The 19,499-nt window shown below is 62.5% G+C and carries 23 protein-coding genes; 14 read left to right on the plus strand and 9 right to left on the minus strand.

All coding sequences use genetic code 11. The features are described 5' to 3' along the window. Nucleotides 1–71 precede the first annotated feature (71 nt). The 4 genes from ribBA to nrdR are packed head-to-tail and all read right to left on the minus strand — an operon-like array spanning nucleotide 72 to nucleotide 3,487. Entirely contained in the window at nucleotides 72–1,163 is a 1,092-nt protein-coding gene (gene ribBA, locus N5D53_RS07885) for a bifunctional 3,4-dihydroxy-2-butanone-4-phosphate synthase/GTP cyclohydrolase II (RefSeq protein WP_003255398.1), read from the minus strand. Nucleotides 1,164–1,181: 18 nt separating this feature from the next. Beyond that, a complete protein-coding gene (locus N5D53_RS07890; RefSeq protein ID WP_003255399.1) occupies nucleotides 1,182–1,847 on the minus strand; it encodes a riboflavin synthase in 666 nt (221 codons plus the stop codon). 42 nt (nucleotides 1,848–1,889) lie between these two features. Continuing rightward, entirely contained in the window at nucleotides 1,890–3,020 is a 1,131-nt protein-coding gene (gene ribD, locus N5D53_RS07895) for a bifunctional diaminohydroxyphosphoribosylaminopyrimidine deaminase/5-amino-6-(5-phosphoribosylamino)uracil reductase RibD (RefSeq protein ID WP_049588007.1), read from the minus strand. Nucleotides 3,021–3,022: 2 nt separating this feature from the next. Next, nucleotides 3,023–3,487: a transcriptional regulator NrdR gene (gene nrdR / locus N5D53_RS07900; protein WP_003255402.1), complete on the minus strand. Its 465-nt coding sequence runs from the start codon at nucleotides 3,485–3,487 to the stop codon at nucleotides 3,023–3,025. Between the two features lie 106 nt (nucleotides 3,488–3,593). Between nrdR and N5D53_RS07905 the strand changes: the two genes are divergently transcribed. Genes N5D53_RS07905 through trxA form a run of 3 tightly spaced genes read left to right on the plus strand, consistent with a single transcriptional unit; the run spans nucleotide 3,594 to nucleotide 5,604 of the window. After that, a complete protein-coding gene (locus tag N5D53_RS07905) occupies nucleotides 3,594–4,040 on the plus strand; it encodes a YbaY family lipoprotein (protein WP_020191400.1) in 447 nt (148 codons plus the stop codon). A gap of 3 nt (nucleotides 4,041–4,043) precedes the next feature. Continuing rightward, on the plus strand, nucleotides 4,044–4,700 hold the full coding sequence (locus tag N5D53_RS07910; protein WP_064492914.1) for a 50S ribosomal protein L11 methyltransferase: 657 nt from the start codon (nucleotides 4,044–4,046) through the stop codon (nucleotides 4,698–4,700). Nucleotides 4,701–4,731: 31 nt separating this feature from the next. Further along, nucleotides 4,732–5,604, plus strand: a complete 873-nt coding sequence (gene trxA, locus N5D53_RS07915; RefSeq protein WP_190869743.1) for a thioredoxin — start codon at nucleotides 4,732–4,734, stop codon at nucleotides 5,602–5,604. Nucleotides 5,605–5,755: 151 nt separating this feature from the next. Here the strand turns inward: trxA and N5D53_RS07920 are convergent, their stop codons facing one another. Further along, entirely contained in the window at nucleotides 5,756–6,100 is a 345-nt protein-coding gene (locus N5D53_RS07920) for a hypothetical protein (RefSeq protein ID WP_010951798.1), read from the minus strand. Nucleotides 6,101–6,230: 130 nt separating this feature from the next. On the opposite strand from N5D53_RS07920, the gene N5D53_RS07925 reads away from it, so the two are divergent. The 5 genes from N5D53_RS07925 to N5D53_RS07945 all read left to right on the plus strand — a co-directional run bounded on the left by N5D53_RS07925 (nucleotide 6,231) and on the right by N5D53_RS07945 (nucleotide 10,238). Then, nucleotides 6,231–6,830, plus strand: coding sequence for a DUF2796 domain-containing protein (locus N5D53_RS07925; protein ID WP_104960700.1), 600 nt, complete (start codon nucleotides 6,231–6,233; stop codon nucleotides 6,828–6,830). Further along, nucleotides 6,831–7,541, plus strand: a complete 711-nt coding sequence (locus tag N5D53_RS07930) for an ABC transporter ATP-binding protein (RefSeq protein WP_010951796.1) — start codon at nucleotides 6,831–6,833, stop codon at nucleotides 7,539–7,541. Then, complete coding sequence (locus N5D53_RS07935) at nucleotides 7,541–8,806, plus strand: FtsX-like permease family protein (protein ID WP_010951795.1); 1,266 nt, start codon at nucleotides 7,541–7,543, stop codon at nucleotides 8,804–8,806. Before N5D53_RS07930 ends, N5D53_RS07935 begins: the two co-directional genes overlap by 1 nt. A gap of 126 nt (nucleotides 8,807–8,932) precedes the next feature. Next, nucleotides 8,933–9,445, plus strand: a complete 513-nt coding sequence (locus N5D53_RS07940; protein WP_020191397.1) for a DUF3299 domain-containing protein — start codon at nucleotides 8,933–8,935, stop codon at nucleotides 9,443–9,445. 109 nt (nucleotides 9,446–9,554) lie between these two features. Next, a complete protein-coding gene (locus N5D53_RS07945; protein WP_010951793.1) occupies nucleotides 9,555–10,238 on the plus strand; it encodes an OmpW family outer membrane protein in 684 nt (227 codons plus the stop codon). On the opposite strand, the gene N5D53_RS07950 is transcribed toward N5D53_RS07945, so the two are convergent. Next, on the minus strand, nucleotides 10,226–11,431 hold the full coding sequence (locus N5D53_RS07950) for an MFS transporter (protein WP_121160959.1): 1,206 nt from the start codon (nucleotides 11,429–11,431) through the stop codon (nucleotides 10,226–10,228). The genes N5D53_RS07945 and N5D53_RS07950 overlap by 13 nt on opposite strands. 103 nt (nucleotides 11,432–11,534) lie before the next feature. On the opposite strand from N5D53_RS07950, the gene N5D53_RS07955 reads away from it, so the two are divergent. Then, nucleotides 11,535–11,978 carry a helix-turn-helix domain-containing protein gene (locus N5D53_RS07955; RefSeq protein ID WP_010951791.1) on the plus strand — a complete coding sequence of 148 codons (444 nt, stop codon included), beginning with the start codon at nucleotides 11,535–11,537 and terminating at the stop codon, nucleotides 11,976–11,978. 30 nt (nucleotides 11,979–12,008) lie between these two features. Here the strand turns inward: N5D53_RS07955 and N5D53_RS07960 are convergent, their stop codons facing one another. Both N5D53_RS07960 and N5D53_RS07965 read right to left on the minus strand, forming a co-directional pair. Continuing rightward, a complete protein-coding gene (locus tag N5D53_RS07960) occupies nucleotides 12,009–12,941 on the minus strand; it encodes an NAD-dependent epimerase/dehydratase family protein (RefSeq protein ID WP_003255418.1) in 933 nt (310 codons plus the stop codon). Beyond that, a complete protein-coding gene (locus N5D53_RS07965; protein ID WP_019439170.1) occupies nucleotides 12,934–13,818 on the minus strand; it encodes a sugar nucleotide-binding protein in 885 nt (294 codons plus the stop codon). Before N5D53_RS07965 ends, N5D53_RS07960 begins: the two co-directional genes overlap by 8 nt. Before the next feature lie 258 nt (nucleotides 13,819–14,076). Between N5D53_RS07965 and N5D53_RS07970 the strand changes: the two genes are divergently transcribed. The 3 genes from N5D53_RS07970 to N5D53_RS07980 are packed head-to-tail and all read left to right on the plus strand — an operon-like array spanning nucleotide 14,077 to nucleotide 15,926. Beyond that, entirely contained in the window at nucleotides 14,077–14,238 is a 162-nt protein-coding gene (locus tag N5D53_RS07970) for a hypothetical protein (protein ID WP_155741836.1), read from the plus strand. 42 nt (nucleotides 14,239–14,280) lie between these two features. Beyond that, entirely contained in the window at nucleotides 14,281–15,072 is a 792-nt protein-coding gene (locus N5D53_RS07975; RefSeq protein WP_014755162.1) for a TSUP family transporter, read from the plus strand. Between the two features lie 8 nt (nucleotides 15,073–15,080). Continuing rightward, nucleotides 15,081–15,926, plus strand: a complete 846-nt coding sequence (locus N5D53_RS07980; RefSeq protein ID WP_104960698.1) for an alpha/beta fold hydrolase — start codon at nucleotides 15,081–15,083, stop codon at nucleotides 15,924–15,926. A gap of 11 nt (nucleotides 15,927–15,937) precedes the next feature. On the opposite strand, the gene N5D53_RS07985 is transcribed toward N5D53_RS07980, so the two are convergent. After that, nucleotides 15,938–16,747 carry a helix-turn-helix transcriptional regulator gene (locus N5D53_RS07985; protein ID WP_020191391.1) on the minus strand — a complete coding sequence of 270 codons (810 nt, stop codon included), beginning with the start codon at nucleotides 16,745–16,747 and terminating at the stop codon, nucleotides 15,938–15,940. Between the two features lie 178 nt (nucleotides 16,748–16,925). Here N5D53_RS07985 and N5D53_RS07990 point away from each other — a divergent pair, with 178 nt between their 5' ends. Then, nucleotides 16,926–18,368, plus strand: coding sequence for an alanine/glycine:cation symporter family protein (locus N5D53_RS07990; protein WP_104960697.1), 1,443 nt, complete (start codon nucleotides 16,926–16,928; stop codon nucleotides 18,366–18,368). Between the two features lie 63 nt (nucleotides 18,369–18,431). After that, nucleotides 18,432–19,430 carry an asparaginase gene (locus tag N5D53_RS07995; RefSeq protein WP_279840185.1) on the plus strand — a complete coding sequence of 333 codons (999 nt, stop codon included), beginning with the start codon at nucleotides 18,432–18,434 and terminating at the stop codon, nucleotides 19,428–19,430. Nucleotides 19,431–19,499 lie beyond the last annotated feature (69 nt).

Below are 19,499 nucleotides of genomic sequence, written 5' to 3' on the forward strand. Positions count from 1 at the left end.
GAGCGAGGCCGCATACAAGCGGCCTCGACAGGGGTCTGGACTCGAGCAGAGGGCGTCAATGCCGCCTCAAGTCACTCGGAGGGCACGTATTCTACAACTTCCAGATCGAATCCGGATATCGCGTTGAACTTCATCGGCGAACTCATCAGGCGCATCTTGCGCACACCGAGGTCGCGCAGGATCTGCGAACCGGCACCTACAGTGCTGTAGGTGGTCGGTGCCTTGGCCGGCGCATCGCCCGCGCTTTCGCGGATGTGCGCCAGCAGCACGTCGCCGTCCAGCGGGTGCCCCAGCAGCAACACCACACCACTGCCGGCCTCGGCCACTGCGGCCATGGCCGCGCGCAGGCTCCAGCGGCCTGGCTGCTTGACCAGCAGCAGGTCGCGCAGCGGGTCCATGTTGTGCACGCGCACCAGGGTCGGTTCTTCCGCGCAGATCTTGCCCAGGGTCAAGGCCATGTGCACGTCGCCTTCGACCGCGTCACGGTAGGTGACCAGGTTGAACTCACCCAGCTCGCTCTCCACCGATTGCTCGGAAACACGCTGCACGGTGCGCTCGTGGATCATGCGGTAGTGGATCAGGTCGGCAATGGTGCCGATCTTCAGGCCGTGCTCGGCGGCGAACACTTCCAGTTCGGCGCGGCGCGACATGGTGCCGTCGTCGTTCATCACTTCGCAGATCACGCCGCTTGGCTCGAAACCGGCCATGCGCGCCAGGTCACAGGCGGCTTCGGTGTGGCCGGCACGCGCCAGCGTACCGCCTGGCTGGGCCATCAGCGGGAAGATGTGACCAGGGCTGACGATGTCTTCGGCCTTGGCGTCCTTGGCAGCGGCAGCCTGCACAGTGCGTGCGCGGTCGGCGGCGGAAATACCGGTGGTGACGCCCTCGGCGGCCTCGATCGACACGGTGAACTTGGTGCCGAAGCCCGAGCCGTTGCGCGGCGCCATCAACGGCAGCTTCAGCGTTTCGCAACGCTCGCGGGTCATCGGCATGCAGATCAGGCCACGGGCGTGCTTGGCCATGAAGTTGATGTGCTCCGGCTGGCAGCATTCGGCCGCCATGATGATGTCGCCTTCGTTCTCGCGATCTTCGTCATCCATCAGGATGACCATTTTGCCCTGGCGGATGTCTTCGACCAGTTCTTCGATGCTGTTGAGCGCCACGCGGCACCCCCTTCTCAATCAGGATTTCAAGAAGCCATTGGCGGCCAGGAAGCTTTCGGTAATGCCACTGCCCTTGCTCGGTTCGGCGGCCTTGTCACCCAGCAGCAAGCGCTCCAGGTAACGGGCCAGCAGGTCGACCTCAAGGTTTACCCGACGCCCTGCACGGTAATCGGCCATGATGGTTTCGGACAGAGTGTGCGGGACAATGGTCAGCTCGAATTCGGCGCCATTGACCTCATTGACCGTCAGGCTGGTGCCGTCGACGGTGATCGAACCCTTGTGGGCGATGTACTTGGCCAGTTCCTTCGGTGCACGCACGCGGAACTGGATGGCGCGGGCGTTATCGCTGCGCGAAATGATTTCGCCAACCCCGTCGACGTGGCCGCTGACCAGGTGCCCGCCCAGGCGGGTAGTGGGGGTCAGGGCTTTTTCCAGGTTGACCTTGCTGCCGCTCTTGAGGTCGATGAAGGCGGTGCGCTTGAGGGTTTCGACGCTGACATCGGCCCAGAAGCCGTCGCCCGGCAGTTCTACGGCCGTGAGGCAAACACCGTTGACGGCGATGCTGTCGCCGAGCTTGACGTCCCCCAGGTCGAGCTTGCCGGTTTCTACGTAGACGCGCACGTCACCACCCTTGGGAGTCAGGCTGCGGATGGTGCCGATGGATTCGATGATGCCGGTGAACATGGGGTCTTCCTCAAAAACGGTTTGCGCGGGGCAAGCCCGGCATTATACGCCGGGCGCCGGCAGGGGGATGGCCGTGACCCGCCAGTCATCGCCCACTGCGCGCATTTCGGTAATTTTCAGCCGTGGTGCTTCGCTCATCTTGTCCATCGGCCAGTCCAGCAGCGGCCGGGCCTGAGAGCCGAGGAAGGTGCCAGCGACGAACAGCTGGTACTCATCGACCAGGCCTTGCCGTGCGAAGGCACCGACCAGGCCGGCACCGGCTTCCAGCAGGATTTCGTTGACGCCGCGGGCGGCCAGGGCGTGAAGCAGCGCCCCCAGGTCGACCTGGCCATTGTCGCCCGGCAAGCTGAGCAATTCGTGGCCGGCAGCGGCATAGCGCGGGTCATCTGCGACAGCAGTCACCACCAGAGCCGGGCCGGCCTGGAAGAACGGCGCCGCCAGTGGCAGGCGCAGACGGCCATCGACCAGCACCCGCAAGGGTGTGCGGCTAAGAGCCAGGGCAGTAGTTTCGGCATCCAGGCCCAGCTCGGCACCACGCACGGTCATGCGTGCGTTGTCTGCCAGCACGCTGGCGGCGCTGGTCAACACCACGCTGGAGCGGGCGCGCAAGCGCTGCACGGCTGAGCGGGCGGCCGGGCCGGTGATCCACTGGCTCTCACCACTGGCCATGGCGGTGCGGCCGTCCAGGCTCATGGCCAGCTTGGCGCGAACGAACGGCAGGCCGTGCTCCATACGCTTGAGGAAGCCTGGGTTGAGGGCGCGGGCCTCGGCTTCGAGCACCCCGCTGGCCACTTCGATTCCGGCTTCGGCCAGGCGCCGCAGGCCCTGTCCCGCCACTTGCGGGTTAGGGTCCTGCATGGCTGCGACTACACGCGCCACACCGGCCTTGACCAGCGCTTCGGCACACGGCGGCGTACGGCCATGGTGGCTGCATGGCTCCAAGGTGACATAGGCACAAGCACCCCGGGCAAGTTCACCGGCCTGGCGCAGGGCATGCACTTCGGCATGTGGCTCGCCGGCGCGAACGTGCCAGCCTTCGCCAACCACTTCGCCATCACGCACGATCACGCAACCTACGCGCGGGTTCGGGTGGGTGGTGTACAGGCCTTTACGCGCCAGCTCCAGCGCACGGGCCATGTAGTGGGCGTCAAGGATGGCGGCTTGGCTGGGCATGTTCACTCTTTAGCTGGCTCACGGGCCAGGCGGTCGATTTCTTCGCGGAACTCGTCGAGGTCCTGGAAGCGCCGGTACACCGAGGCAAAGCGGATATAGGCCACTTCATCGAGTTTGCGCAACTCGGCCATGACCATTTCACCGACCACCAGCGATTTGACTTCGCGCTCGCCCGTGGCACGCAGCCGGCTCTTGATGTGCGCCAGCGCAGCTTCCAGGCGCTCGACGCTGACCGGACGCTTTTCCAGGGCCCGTTGCATGCCAGCGCGCAGCTTTTCTTCGTCGAAGGGCTGGCGCGTGCCGTCCTGCTTGATCAGCCGGGGCAGCACCAGCTCGGCGGTTTCGAAGGTGGTGAAGCGCTCGCCGCAGGCCACGCATTCACGGCGGCGGCGCACCTGCTCGCCCTCGGCGACGAGGCGAGAGTCGATGACCTTGGTGTCGTTGGCACCGCAAAAGGGACAGTGCATGGTGGCAGGCAACAAAAAAAGGGAGGGCCATGGTAGCGCATTGCACTGGCAAGACAAGCCAAAGGGGTTAACATCCATGGGAAATATGCCCGTGAAGGACTCCCCCATGCACTACCGAGCGCTCGTCGTGCTGTGCTGCGCCGCTTTGCTTGCCGCCTGCGGCAGCGACAGGCCAAAGACCGACAACCCGGCGCCCGCGCCAGCCCCCTCGGCCAAGGCCGAAGTACCGGGCCCGTTGCCGGCCTACCAGCGCGAACTGAGCGGCACCTTGCTGGAAATTCCGGCGGGGGCCGAGGTGGAACTGGCCTTGCTGGTGATCGACGAGCGCGACCGCCCGCAGCGCCTGCTGGCCAGCAGCAACCTGACCGGTACCGGCCAGGCGTTGCCCTACCACCTGCGTTTCAACCCCGAAGCCTTCCCGCCCGGTGCCCGGGTCGAACTGCGTGGCCGCGCCAGCAACTCCGGCCAGCTGATCATGCACCTGCCCCCGGTGCGCATTACCCAGGCACAAACCCAGGCCACCGGCCCGCTGCGTTTCGAGAAGGCGCCTTAAGTGATGCCGCTGGCCCTGCAACAGGCCCTCAGCGGCCTGATCGGCGAAGCACGCCTGATCGTCAGCGAACTGCCCGACTGTGACCTGAAGCTATGGCTGATCGACGACCAGAACATGGATCGCGCCTTCAGCAGCGAAGAAACCCGGCGCATTCTTGAAGAACCTCCCTATTGGAGCTTCTGCTGGGCCAGTGGGCTGGCAATGGCCCGCTACCTGGCCGAACGCCCGGAATGGGTGGCAGGCAAGCGCGTGCTGGACTTTGGCGCCGGCTCTGGTATCGCCGGCATTGCTGCTGCACGCGCCGGTGCACGAGAAGTGGTGGCCTGCGACCTCGACCCGCTGGCCCTCGCTGCCTGCCGTGCGAATGCAGCACTGAACGGGGTGACACTAAGCTACAGCAGCGATTTTTTTGCCGAGGAAGACCGTTTCGACCTGATCCTGGTTGCCGATGTGCTGTACGACCGCGCCAACCTGCCGCTGCTGGATGCCTTCCTGAGCCGCGGTCGGCAGGCCTTGGTGGCCGACTCGCGGGTACGCGACTTTCGCCACCCGTTGTACCAGCAATTGGGCGTGCTCGAAGCACTGACCCTGCCGGACCTGGCCGAGCCACACGAATTCCGCCGGGTCAGCCTGTACCACGCCAGCCGCGACACCTTATAGTGGTGCCATACACGAGTTTGCGAGAGTCGCGATGACCCAAGACACGCCTTACATTTTCGACGCCACCGATACCAACTTCCAGCAACTGGTGATCGAGAACTCCTTCCACAAGCCGGTGCTGGTGGACTTCTGGGCCGAGTGGTGCGCGCCGTGCAAGGCGCTGATGCCTTTGCTGGCAAAGATTGCCGAGGGTTACCAGGGCGAACTGCTGCTGGCCAAGATCAACTGCGACGTAGAGCAACAGGTGGTTGCCCAGTTCGGCATCCGTAGCCTGCCGACAGTGGTGCTGTTCAAGGACGGCCAGCCGGTGGACGGTTTTGCCGGGGCACAACCGGAGTCGGCGATCCGCGCCATGCTCGAGCCGCATGTACAAATGCCCGCCGCGCCCACCGCCGCGCCACTGGAGCAGGCAAAGGCACTGTTTGCCGAAAGCCGTTTTGCCGAAACCGAAACGCTGCTACAGGCGCTGCTGGGTGAGGACAACAGCAATGCCGAGGCGCTGATCCTGTATGCCCGCTGCCTGGCCGAGCGTGGTGAGCTGGGCGAAGCGCAAGTGGTGCTGGATGCGGTCAAGACTGACGAACACAAAGCTGCACTGGCCGGTGCCAAGGCCCAGCTGACCTTCCTGCGCCAGGCTGCCAGCCTGCCGGAAGTGGCTGACCTTAAAAGCCGTCTGGCGCAGAACCCGCAAGACGACGAGGCGGCTTATCAGCTGAGCATTCAGCAACTGGCGCGCCAGCAGTACGAGGCGGCGCTGGAAGGTCTGCTGAGGTTGTTCCAGCGTAACCGTGGCTACGAGAACGGGCTGCCGCAGAAGGCACTGTTGCAGGTGTTCGAGTTGCTGGGTGGCGATCACCCGCTGGTTGGTGTTTATCGTCGCAAGCTGTCGGCGGCGATGTTCTGAGTGACCTTGAAGCCTGCGCTGGACCTGTTGGAGCGAGCATGCCCGCGAAGAAACCGACACAGTGGATGGCACCGGCTCTGCCGGTGTTCGCGGGTAAACCCGCTCCTACGGGTGACAGCGCAGGCGTTTCAATTTTCAAGCAAGACAGCGCTCACCCTACCCAGTGATAAACGGGCGCATCCACGCCACTCTCCACCTTGACCTCACTGCTGTGCCGCAAGCGCACCAGCAGCCGCTTACCCGCCGCCGTACTCCCTGCCAGCCCTTCCAGGCGGTCCAGCAATTCCGGCCCGCTCATCTGTCCTGCCAGACGCAACACATCACGCGCCGCAGCCCACTGAGCGTCATTTTGGCGCGGCCCGGCCACCGCAGCGGTCGCCGCAGCCTGGGCGACCACCGGCACCTCGGTCTGTCGCCCCAGTTGCGCCCACTCTTCAGGCGTAAGCTCGATGGTCAGGTCCACCGGCCAGTCACCAATCTGTCCACGAATTCTCATGATGCATTCCTTGAGCCCAAGTCAATGCAGCCATGCTACCGCAACATGAAACATGCGCCACACAGGCTGGCGGCACGCCGAGAAGTTGTTATAACATAACTCGATCTTTCAGCCCGCTCCGGAGTCGTCCATGCGTCGCCTGCTGCTCGCCCTGCCCTTCGCTTTGCTGCCACTGGCCGTAGCCCATGCCCACGATGAACATGACCATGATCATGACCACGCCCACGGCTCCCTCGGCGCCCACGAGCATGGCGTAGCCAAGCTCAACGCAGTGCTCGATGGCAATACCCTGGAACTGGAGCTGGACAGCCCGGCAATGAACCTGGTCGGCTTCGAGCATGCCGCCAGCAGCGATGCCGACAAGGCCAAAGTCGCCGCCGTGCGCCAGCAGCTTGAACAACCCCTGAAGCTGTTCGACCTTTCTGCTGCCGCGGACTGCAAGGAAGAGCAGCAGGCGCTGGAAAGCCCTCTGTTCGGTGACGCAGCGAAGGCCGACAACGATGGTGACGAGCACGAACATGAACATGAACATGAGCACGACCATCAGCACAGCGACATCGGCGCCCACTATCAGCTGACTTGCGCCAACCCCGACAAACTCACACAGCTGGACCTGGCGCCGCTGTTCAAGGCCTTCCCCGCCACCCAGAAAATCAACGTGCAACTGATCGGCCCCAATGGCCAGAAAGGCGTGGAAACCACGCCAACCAAGGCAGCGGTCGCCTTCTGAATGAACCAGCCGTTGATCGATCTGCATGACCTGGTGTTCGCCTGGCCAGGTCACCCGCCGCTGCTGGATATTCCGGCATTGCGCCTGGACGCTGGTGAAGCACTGTTCCTCAAGGGCCCCAGCGGCAGTGGCAAGACGACCTTGCTGGGCCTGCTGGGCGGGGTGAACGTGCCGGTCCAGGGCCGCATCCAGTTGCTCGGTCAGGACCTCGGCAGCCTGAGCCAGGGCGCCCGCGACCGCTTTCGGGTCGATCACACAGGGTATATCTTCCAGCAGTTCAACCTGCTGCCGTTCCTCTCGGTACGTGAAAACGTCGAACTGCCCTGCCGCTTCTCGCGCAGCCGCAAGGCACGCGCCGAGCAGCGCCATGGCAGTGTTGACCAGGCGGCCAGCACGCTGCTGACCCACCTGGGCCTGGGCGACCCTGCCATGCTCGCCCGCCGCGCCGACAGCCTGTCGATCGGCCAGCAACAGCGGGTCGCCGCCGCCCGCGCACTGATCGGCCAGCCTGAACTGGTGATCGCCGACGAACCGACCTCGGCACTGGATGCGGACACGCGCGAAGCATTCATCCGCCTGCTGTTCGATGAGTGCCGCGCCGCCGGTGCCAGCCTGTTGTTCGTCAGCCACGACCAGAGCCTGGCGCCGCTGTTCGACCGCCATCTGTCGCTTGCCGAACTGAACCGCGCCGCCAAGCCCCGGGAGGCCTGATGTACCTGCTCCGCCTAGCCTTGGCCAGCCTGGCCAACCGCCGCTTCACTGCGTTTCTGACCGCCTTTGCCATTGCCCTGTCGGTGTGCCTGCTGCTGGCTGTTGAGCGGGTCCGTACCGAAGCCCGTGCCAGCTTCGCCAGCACCATCAGCGGCACCGACCTGATTGTCGGTGCACGCTCCGGCTCGGTGAACCTGCTGCTGTATTCGGTGTTCCGCATTGGCAACGCGACCAATAACATCCGCTGGGACAGCTTCCAGCACTATGCACAGGACCCACGGGTGAAGTGGGCAATCCCGATTTCGCTGGGCGACTCGCACCGCGGCTACAGAGTGATGGGCACCACCACGGATTACTTCAGCCATTATCAGTACGGCCGCCGCCAGCATCTGCAACTGAGCCAGGGGCGTGAGTTTGCCAACGACCCGTTCGAGGTAGTGCTCGGCGCCGAAGTGGCCGAGGCATTGCACTACAAGCTGGGTGACAAGCTGGTGCTGGCCCACGGCGTGGCCGCAATCAGTCTGGTCAAGCACGACGACAAGCCGTTTACCGTGGTCGGCGTACTAAAGCGCACCGGCACCCCCGTCGACCGCACCCTGCATATCAGCCTGGGCGGCATGGAGGCGATCCATATCGACTGGCACAACGGCGTACCCGCCCGTGGCGCCGGGCGCATCAGCGCCGAACAGGCCCGTACGATGGACCTGCAACCTGCCGCCATCACTGCGTTCATGCTTGGCCTGAACAGCAAGATCGCAACCTTCAGTCTGCAGCGGGAAATCAACGAATACCGCAGCGAGCCGTTGCTGGCGATCCTGCCGGGGGTCGCCCTGCAGGAACTGTGGAGCCTGATGGGCACTGCGGAACAGGCTTTGTTCGTGGTGTCGCTATTCGTGGTGCTGACCGGTTTGATCGGCATGCTCACGGCGATTCTCACCAGCCTCAACGAACGCCGCCGGGAAATGGCGATCTTGCGTTCGGTCGGGGCCCGGCCTTGGCATATTGCGGGGTTGCTGGTACTGGAAGCACTGTCACTGGCCTCGGTCGGGATCGTGGCCGGGCTTGGCTTGCTATATGCGGGTATCGCCCTGGCACAGGGGTATGTGCAGGCCAATTATGGCTTGTATCTGCCACTGGCTCTGCCGAGTACCCATGAATGGACCTTGCTGGCTATCATCCTGGGGGCCGCGTTGCTGATGGGCAGCGTGCCGGCGTGGCGGGCTTACCGGCAATCGCTGGCCGACGGCCTGTCCATACACCTCTGAGTGCGCGTAATGATCAAACACCTCACCGCCTGCTTCGCGGGCACGCCCGCTCCCACAGAGAGCCCCGCAGGCTTCGGAGCTTGTGCAGTACCTGTGGGAGCGGGCTTGCCCGCGAAGAGGCCGGCAATGCACATGCTGCTGGCCTTGCTGTTGCTGGTAGCGATGCCTCTATGGGCCGCCGAACCCAAGGAGCTGGACTGGCCCGCACTGATCCCTGAAGGCGCCCCGGTCATCCCGCCACAACTGGCGCCGCTGCACGACATGTCACAGCTCAGCAACGCCCTGTCTGCCGAATCCGCACCTCCCGCGCGTCAGCAGGCGCCCGACGCGCCAGTGGTAAAAAGCCTCGACGGCCAACAGGTCAAACTTCCCGGTTACATCGTGCCACTGGAGGTCAGCGAAGAAGGCCGCACCACCGAATTCCTGCTGGTCCCTTACTATGGCGCGTGCATCCACGTGCCGCCGCCGCCGCCGAACCAGATCGTGCATATTTTCAGCGAGATGGGCGTGCGCGTCGAAGACCTCTACCAGCCCTACTGGATAGAGGGAAAGATGCAGGTTAAAGCTTCCAGCAGCGAGCTGGCCGACGCCGGCTACCAGATGGAAGCCGAGAAAATCTACGCTTATGAGCTGAGATGAGAACTGTTTCGAATTCGTGAAGACGCTTCGTTGAGCTGGGTCAAACTTTCCGTTTGACCAGCTCCGTACCATTGGACTACTCGATTAATAACGTCCTTTGGGAGCTTCCATGAACAAGTCCTTGCTGGGTGCCTCGCTTGTGGCCCTTGCGCTCGCCGCCCCTGCCGCCCACGCCTATCAGGCGGGGGACATGATCCTGCGCGCAGGCGCCATCACCACCGCCCCGAACGAGAGCAGCGGCGACCTCAAGTTCGACGGCAACAAGGTGTCGGGCACCAAGGCGACCCTGGACAGCGATACCCAGTTGGGCCTGACCTTTGCCTACATGCTCACCGACCACATCGGCCTGGAGCTGCTGGCAGCTACCCCGTTCAAGCACACCGTCGGCGTAAAAGGTCTGGGCGGCGGGCTGGACGGCAAGCTGGCGGACATCAAGCAACTGCCGCCAACGCTGTCGCTGCAGTACTACCCAATGGAGCCAAATTCGCGCTTCCAGCCGTACGCTGGCGTCGGTATCAACTACACCCTGTTCTTTGACGAAGACTTGAGCAGCGCACGCAAGGAACAAGGCTTCAGCAACCTCAAGCTGCAGGATTCGGTAGGTATCGCCGGCCAACTGGGCATGGACTACATGCTGACCGACAACCTGCTGGTAAACGCCTCGGTCTGGTACGTCGACATCGACACCAAGGCCAGCGTCAACGGCCCGACCGCCCTTGGCTACAGCAAGACCAAGGTCGACGTCGACGTCGACCCGTGGGTATACATGGTCGGCCTTGGCTACAAGTTCTGACCTGAACATTGCAGGGCGGCCTCGGCCGCCCTCGCGCGTTGCAGCCATAGCCAGTAGCACAGTGCGACGGCACTGATGCCCATGCCAAGCCCACACACCGCAACCCAGCCCCAGTGGGCAAACACCCAGCTCGCCAACACCGCCCCCAAACCGCTGCCCAGCGAATAGCAACACATGTAGGCGCCGATCAAACGGCTAGCCATCGCACCACGCCCGGCCAGCAACAAGCTCTGGTTGGTGACATGCACTGCCTGCACGGCAAAGTCCAGCATCAGCACACCCAGCACGAAGGCCAGCAATGAATGTTCGACGAACGCTGTTGGCAGCCACGACAGCGTCAGCAGGGCCAACGACACTCCGGTCGTACGCTCACCGCGCCCAAGGTCAGCCAGACGACCAGCATGCGAAGCCGCCAGCGTGCCCGCCACACCTGCCAGGCCAAACAGGCCGATCTCGGTATGGCTCAGTGCCAGCGGCGCAGCACTGAGTGGCATGACCATGGCACTCCACAGCACGCTGAATGCGGCGAAGATCAACACACCGAATACGCCGCGCTGGCGCAGCAACCTGTCGTGCCGATACAAGCTGAACTGGGCCAAGATCAGCGCCCGGTAACCCGGCCGGCTCCCCATCGGCTGCCCGCCGGGCAGACTGCGCCACAGCACCAGCGCCAACAATATCAAGAGCCCTGCGGCGACCAGGTACACACTCCGCCAGCCGGCCAGGTCAGCCAGCCCGCCCGAAGCCAGCCGTGCCAGCAGAATGCCCAGCACCACACCACTGGTGACAGTGCCTACCGCCTGCCCTTGCTGGCCAGGTGAGGCAAGGCTCGCAGCATGAGCCACCATCACCTGCACCATGACTGCCATCAACCCGGTGATCGCCAGAGCCAGCAGCAATATTGCCCAGTTCGGCGCCATGCCAACGCCGACCAGCGCAAGCGCCGCGAACAGCAACTGGCCAAGCAACAAGCGTTTACGGTCGACCAAGTCCCCGAGCGGCACAATCAGTAGCAGCCCCAGGGCGTAGCCCGCCTGGGTCGCGCCGACTACCCAGCCAATCTGCTGCAGCGCTACCCCCAACTCAGCAGCCATCGACTCAAGCAGCGGTTGAGCGAAGTACACCGTCGCCACCGCAATTGCGCTGGTGGTGGCAAGCAACAGGGTTATCCAGCGTGTCAGCGAAGGTGTCATCGGGCAAAGCCTCTGGAATCTGGTTTCAATTTGAAACCACATGCTGGCTATTTAGCAAATGTGGTTTTAATCTGCAACCAGATAATCAAGACAGGCTTGCCCCATGCTCGATGAAAACAATGCGCAGTGCCCCGTGGCCCGGGCTCTGGAGGTGCTGGGTGACCGTTGGGCGCTGATGATCCTGCGCGATGCCTTCGACGGCCTGCGGCGTTTCAGTGAATTTCAGAAGAACCTGGGGCTGGCGAAGAACATCCTCACCTCGCGGCTAAAGCTGTTGGTGGAAAGTGGGTTGCTGATGACACAGCCGGCGTCGGATGGCAGTGCCTATAAAGAATATGTGCTGACCGATAAAGGGCGGTCGGTGTTTCCAGTGGTGGTTGGTTTGAGGCAGTGGGGGGAGCGGTTTCTGTTCGAGGCGGGAGAAGCGCGTTCGGAACTGGTGGACGGCGTGACGGGGCAGGCGCTTGAAATATTGCAGGTCCGTGGCCAGGATGGGCGGGTCTTACATCCCGAAGATTGCCAGCGCAGAAGGGTGCGGCATGGGTGATGTCAGGGCTGCTGAGCAGCCCCGCGGGGCTCAGCCTTTACCTAGAAGCTTTGTCAGGCCTTCAACCATCGGCGTTACCTGCGCAAATTTGAACCGCGCCAACAACCGCTGGTTATCCGCTCGCGAATGGCGGATATCACCCGATCGCGCCGCCGCATAGCTGATCGCTGGCAAGCTCCCCACAACCTTCTCCAGCGCGGCCAGCAACTGGTTCAGTGAGGTCGCCTGGTTCAGCCCGATGTTCACCGCCCCCTCCTCGACCTGCGGCTGCTCCAGTGCCTGCACCATCACCTGCACCAGGTCGCCCACATAAAGGAAGTCCCGGGTCTGTTCGCCGTCACCGAACACTGTAATCGGCAAGCCCTGCACAGCACGCTCGCAGAAGATGCTGATCACCCCGGAATACGGTGAGGAAGGGTCCTGCCGTGGCCCGAAGATGTTGAAGAAGCGAAACACCACCGGCTCCAGACCATGCTGGCGACGGTAGAAGTCCAGGTACTGCTCACTGGCCAGCTTGTCCACGGCATAAGGGGTCAACGGCGCCTTGGGCGTGTCTTCGGAAATCGACTCCCCTTCACCATTGTTGCCGTACACCGCTGCGCTGGAGGCGAAGAGCACCCGGCGCACGCCATGCACGCGCATGGCTTCGCAAACGTTGAGGGTACCGATGAAGTTACTCTGGTGGGTACGCACCGGGTCTTCGACCGAGGCCTGAACCGACGCTACCGCCGCCAGATGCACCACAGCACGGCAGCCAGCCGCCGCTTGAGTGACCAGCCCTGCATCGGCAACATCACCTTCGATCAGTTCCAGCCGTGGGTGATCGACCTGCAGATTGCTTCGCCGGCCGGTGGAGAAGTCGTCGAGAATGCGTACGGCGTAGCCTTTGTCCAACAACGCATCGCACAGGTGGGAGCCAATGAAGCCGGCACCGCCGGTGATCAGGATGGGGGCGTCAGCCATGGCGGTAGAACCGGTCCAGTAGAGGTGGCAAGCCAGCGCGCCAGGCACGCGGCTTGATACCGAAGGTATGAAGGATTTTCTTGCAGGCCAGTACCGCGTGCTGTGGCTCTTCGCTGGCATCCGGGCGCGCGGCATGGGCCTGCGGCGTGGGGGCCTGAACGGCCAGCTGGCGGTATTGGCCGGCCTCGGCGAGGATCGCCTGGCCCAGCGCCAGCGGCGTGGTCGCCTCATTGCCGGCGTAGTGGTAGGTGCCCCACAGCGGCGCATTGCAATCAAGTTGCTTGAGTACCGACAGGATCACTCGGGCAGCATCATCGACCGGCGTCGGGTTGCCACGTCGATCATCGGCCAGCAGCAGCTCCTGTGGTTGCTCGGCACGGGTCAGGAAGCGGCCCAATGCGCCATCGATGCTCTCGTCCAGCAACCAGCCAAAGCGCAGCAACACATGCTGCGGGCAGGCCGCACGCACGCTCTGCTCGATGCGCCATAGAGCCTGGCCACGCATGCCCAGCGGCACTGGCTCGTCCTTTTCGCTATAGGCCGTGGCCCGCGAACCATCGAACACACGGTAGCTGGATGGCTGCACCAAGGTGATCTGATGGTGCTGGCACAGCTCTGCCAACCGCTCCACCGCCCGCTCCTGTTGGGCCAGGCGCTGCTCGCTGACCGACTCGGCCTGGAACCAGTCGAAGTAGTAGGCCAGGTTGACCAGCGCGTCGGGGCGATGGTCATCGAGCAACTGAGTGAGGCTTGAGGGCGCCCAGCCGTTCTCGGGCGGGCGCGGTGCCAGGAAAGCGATGTCCTCCTCGGCCCCAAGACGAATCAGCGCTTGCCCGAGGGCATTGCCACCACCCAACAGCATTAGGCGCATACGCATAGAGTCAGCAGATCCGGAGAGGTTGATGAGAAAAAAGAGTCATTTTGCGGTTTCCTGCCCGGGAAGTCCAACACCGGACCCATTCGATGCCACAGGGCGGGATTCCACAGTTTCACCGCTCAATACCGCCACAGACAGAAATTTCCTACGACATACGAGGAATGGGCTGACTACCACGTCACGGCATAACTGCATTGAATAGTCGACTCCCCACTTGCCAGCCAGGGAGTTTCACACAAAAACGACAAGGAACGTTCAATGCCTCATTCGGAAGCTGCCTACCTGGATTTCTACCCAGAGCAAAGCCAGGCCATAACCTTTGCAAGCCAAACCCTTGCTGATTTGGGTGGACCGGAGGCTAAAGGAGTAGCACTTCAGGCTCGTATATTCGCCGATCAACTCGAGAAAGGTGCTCGCTGAAGACCCGCTGCTGGTAGGTGGTTGAGCACAGGAAAATACTCCATGATCGAAATCGACTTGACGTTTGTTCTGCTACTCGCACTGGTTGCACTGATGGCCGGCTTTTTTGATGCTATCGCCGGCGGCGGTGGCCTTATCACGCTCCCAGTGTTGTTTATTGCCGGTGTAGAACCCTTGGCAGCTATTGCCACTAACAAGTTCCAGGCAGCTTCGGCTACGGTTTCGGCTACGTGCGCCTTCGCCCGCAAAGGCATGATCGACTGGAGACGAGGCAGTCCCATGGCTGTCATGGCGTTTATCGGTGGGGCGCTGGGGGCCTTGTCGATAACTTATGTCCCCAAAAGCGTTTTGCAGGCGTGCGTCCCACCACTGCTGATCCTGATCGCCGCCTACTTTGCCTTCAGTCCAAAGCCGAATGAACAAGCGCGCAAGGCAAAGGTATCGACCAGCCTATTCTGCGTGACGGCTGCACCAATCATTGGCTTTTATGACGGCATCTTCGGCCCCGGAGTCGGCTCGTTCTTCATGCTGGCCTGCGTGGTCCTCTTGGGCCAGCACCTCATTCAAGCCGTATGCACCAGCAAGCTTTTGAACGCGGCCTGTAACCTGGGCGCACTATCCGTCTTTTCTCTCAGCGGGGCGATCATCTGGCCGCTGGCGCTGGCAATGGCGCTCGCCGCCTTCCTGGGCGCACAATTGGGGGCTCGCTGCGCAGTTCGCTTCGGCTCTCGCCTCATAAAACCGCTGCTGGTCAGCGTCTGCTGCATCATGGCACTCAAACTGCTGCTCGATACCGGCAACCCGCTCGGCGAATGGCTCAACCAGTTCTTCTAGAGAGCACCATGCACATTCAAAAGGCTTCCCCACAGCGCGAGAAGTGGCAGTTTGACGAGCCCGCCCCGGGCAAAGAACTGTTCATCAATGAAGTCTTTGGAAACTACCAGCAACAGGCGCGATTGCTGGTACCTGATATCGAGCGCGCAGCTCCCGCATTCGTCTTGGGGGGCGCGCGTTCCGACTTTACCCGGCTCAACCCCCTGCTTTATCGCCTGCAAGCCGCGGGCATTGGTTCACTCACTGGCAATCTGTCAGGTCACAGCCTCGCCAGCGAGCCAGGCGCAATGGCGCCGTCACTGGCTACGAACCTTGATGAAGCACAGCGTTTCCACGCGCATATCGCGCCTCGATGCCGAACGCTCATAGGCCACAGCCTTGGCGGGGCAATTACGCTTAAGCTTGCAGCACAGTTGCCACAAGTGGACAGCATCGTACTGATCTGCCCCGCAGTTTATCCAGACCATGCCCACCAAGCGCCGTTCGGCCCGGCATTCACTGCGGCCATCAACAAGCCTTTCGGTTTTCTGGAGAGCGATAGCTATACCTTCCTCAACCAGTTTCTTGGAAGAGTATTGATGGTGATCGGCGAGTACGACGGGCTCAACTCCCAGAGATTCGGCAAAGGCCCCGGCACCAGCGCTGGCAACCTGTGGCTTGCCGGCACTGAACGCTATAGCCCGATTCCTGAAGAAGTTAACCTCGCCTTGATGCGAGCAGTTCCAGCGTCGCGTTTGCAATGCCTGTTTCTTACCGACTGCGACCATGGCATCGCGGCACATTTGCGCAGTACTCCGGCAATAGCGGACCAGGTTGCCGACACGGTCGCAACGTTCATCCTCGACAATGCTTAAGGCGTTTAGCATTACTCGATCTCGAACAGACCATTGCGCAATGGCGCCACGCTCAATCGCTCACGCACATCGTCATCTATGCGCGGATCATCCGGCCGGTACAGTTTCACCTGCCGGTACGCATTGATGCGATTGATCTCCTCGCCCAGGTATTCCCACACCACCCGGGTACAGGCCGGGTTGCGCCGGTCGCCGCTGGATACGCCGGCCTTCAGGCCATTCAGCCGGGTAATGCGGCTTTTGAAGCTGGGGATGAGGATGGTCTGGCTCATTTCGTTGAACGTCAGCGACTCGTAGTCGATGAGGAACATCCGGTCCTGCAGCTGGAACGCCGCCCCCAGGTAGCGGCAGCGTACCTCGGCATGCTGATCGGTGGCGCTGGAGCGCTCCTGCCGTTCCTGGCGCTCGAACAGAAAACGGCCGCGTTCTTCCCACAGGTGCACCAGCGACACTAGGATCGTGCCCGGCACCGACATGCAGTTGGAGTACTCGAAGTAGTAACCGCAATAGCGCGAAAGGTTGCCGCCATGTTCGTGCAACGGGCGGAACAACTCGCTGATCGGGTCACTGGGCTGCTGGGGCTGGGGCGATACCCGCGCACCGATCAGACGGGCGAACTGCTCGGCGGGCAGGTTCAGTTCGTAATCCTCGACACCGAAGAAGTCGCCGATACGCTTCAGGTTGAAAGCCGTCGGACGGCTTTGCCCGCTCAGGTACTTGTTGAACTGCGCGCGATTGATCGACAGCTGGCGGCAAACTTCGGAAATAGAGCGGTAATGGCTGCAGGCAAGTTTGAGGTTTGTAGCGAAGTGATCGCTCATACGCGGAGTCCAGGTGACGCTAATGGCGCCATTGTAGCATCAAGTCGCATCAATTCAGAGCAATCCGCGAAATTGTAACCACTCTTGTCATAGCCAACCATGCGCCCCAACGAATAGCGGTGCGCCTGCCGTCCGCTGGTCTTTCCACACGAAGAATAAGAATCGAGGTCATTTTCCAATGCTCGAAGTAATCAACGATTTCCTTTCGGGGAAACTCCTCATCGTGCTGATCGTAGGGCTGGGTAGCTACTTCACCATCCGCTCCCGGTTCGTCCAGTTCCGCCACTTCACCCATATGTTCAGCGTGTTCAAGGAATCGCTGCGTGGCCAGGCAGGCCAGCTGAGCTCCTTCCAGGCCCTGATGCTGAGCCTGGCCGGCCGCGTGGGCGCCGGCAACATCGCCGGTGTCGGTATCGCAGTGACCCTGGGCGGCCCAGGTGCCGTGTTCTGGATGTGGGTCACCGCACTGGTGGGCATGTCCAGCAGCTTCTTCGAATGCACCCTGGCCCAGGTGTACAAGCGCGCTGATGGCGACGGCCTGTACCGTGGCGGCCCGGCCTACTACATCCAGCACGGGCTGAAGCGCAAGAGCATGGCCATCGTGTTCTCGATCTTGCTGCTGGTCACCTACGGCTTCGCCTTCATCGGCCTGCAGTCGTACACCGTCACCCACTCGCTGCAGAATGCCTTTGCCTTCGACCCAAGCCACACCGGTATTGTCCTGGCCGTGCTGCTGGCCATCACCTTCATCGGCGGCATCAAGCGCATCGCGGCGGTGTCGGACCTGCTGGTACCCGTCAAGACTCTGGCCTACATCGGCGTGACCCTGTACGTGATCGGCACCCAGATCGAACACGTGCCAGCCATGCTGGAAACCATCTTCAAGAGCGCCTTCGGTCTCGACCCGGCGTTTGCCGGCCTGCTCGGCAGCGCCATCGTCATGGGCGTGAAACGTGGCGTGTTCGCCAACGAAGCAGGTCTGGGCAGTGCACCGAACGTCGCTGCCGTGGCTGCCGTGAAACACCCGGGCGCGCAGGGCGTGGTCCAGGCTTTCAGCGTGTTCCTCGACACCTTCTTGATCTGCACCTGCACCGCACTGCTGATCCTGCTTTCGGGCTTCTACACCCCGGGCTTCGAGGGCGACGGCATTGTCCTGACCCAGAACTCGCTGGCCGCCGTAGTCGGTGACTGGGGTCGCGTGTTCGTCAGCGTGGCGCTGTCGCTGTTTGTCTTTACCTGCATCCTCTACAACTACTACCTCGGCGAGAACAGCCTGCAGTTCCTCAGCCGTAACCGCGTAGTGTTGATGGTGTTCCGTGGCCTGGTACTGGCACTGGTCGTGTGGGGTTCGATGCAAGACCTGTCGACCGTGTTCGCCTTCGCCGACATCACCATGACCTGCCTGGCCTTCGTCAACCTGGTGGCCCTGGCCATGTTGTTCAAGGTCGGCCTGCGAGTCATGCGCGACTACGACGAGCAGCGCAAGGCCGGTGTAAAGCAGCCTGTGTTCGACTCGTCCAAGTTTGCCGACCTGGACCTGGACCGCAATGCCTGGCCTGCCAATCCTCAGGTGGAAACAGCCACTGACAAAGCAGTCGGCCAAGTTCAGACGCAGCGCTGATATCCTCCCCTGCCCAGCCGCCCCTTCCGCGGGCGGCTTTTCTTTGTCCGCTCACCGCTACGGATGCTTTCCATGCGCGCAGTAAAGAATCTTCTCGTTCTCTATACCGGTGGCACCATCGGCATGCTCGAAACCCCCGAAGGCCTGGCACCGGCCGGTGGTTTTGACGCGCGGATGCGTGAACACTTTGCCCAGATGGCCAATGCACCCCAGGTGCAATGGACACTGCACGAGCTGAACCCGCTGCTCGACAGCGCCAATATGCAACAGCACAACTGGCTGGCGATGCGCGATGCCATCGTCGCGGCGGTGGATGTAGCGGGCCACGATGGCGTGCTGGTGCTGCACGGTACCGACAGCATGGCCTACAGCGCTGCAGCGTTGTCGTTCCTGTTGCTGGGCCTGCCAGCACCGGTAGTGCTGACCGGCTCGATGCTGCCGGCAGGTGCCCCCGACAGCGATGCCTGGGACAACCTGTGCGGCGCATTGCGCCAGTTCGAGCACGGCCTGGAAGATGGCGTGCAACTGTACTTCCACGGTCAGCTGCTGCATGGCTGTCGGGCGTCGAAGCTGCGTAGCGAAGCGTTCGATGCCTTTGCTGCGCTGCCGCGCCATCGTGACGCTGAGCGGGCCGATACGATCCCTGCCGAGCTGGGCTACAAGCAACCGCGCAAACCGGTCAACCTGGCGGTTGTGCCGGTGTTCCCGGGGCTTCAGGCCGGGCATTTGCAGGCCTTGCTCGACAGTGGTGTGCAGGGCTTGCTGCTGGAGTGCTACGGCAGCGGTACCGGGCCGTCGGATGACCAGGCGCTGCTGAATGTGCTGAGCGCAGCGCGCCAGCGCGGCGTGATGTTGGCGGCTATCAGCCAGTGCCCGGAAGGCTCGGTGGTGTTCGACACCTATGCGGCGGGCAACCGCTTGCGCGGGGCCGGGCTGGTCAGTGGCGGTGGCATGACCCGTGAAGCGGCACTGGGCAAGATGATGGCGCTACTGGGCGCAGGGTCGGATGCTGACGCAGCAGACCGCTGGTTTGTCCTGGATTTGTGTGGCGAGCGGGCTTGATCAGCGCCCTTGAGGGCCTCTTCGCGGGTAAACCCGCTCCTACGACGATAGCGTTTCCTGTGTAGGAGC

The sequence above is a fragment of the Pseudomonas sp. GD03862 genome, from assembly GCF_029840855.1.
GTDB classification, from domain to species: domain Bacteria; phylum Pseudomonadota; class Gammaproteobacteria; order Pseudomonadales; family Pseudomonadaceae; genus Aquipseudomonas; species Aquipseudomonas alloputida.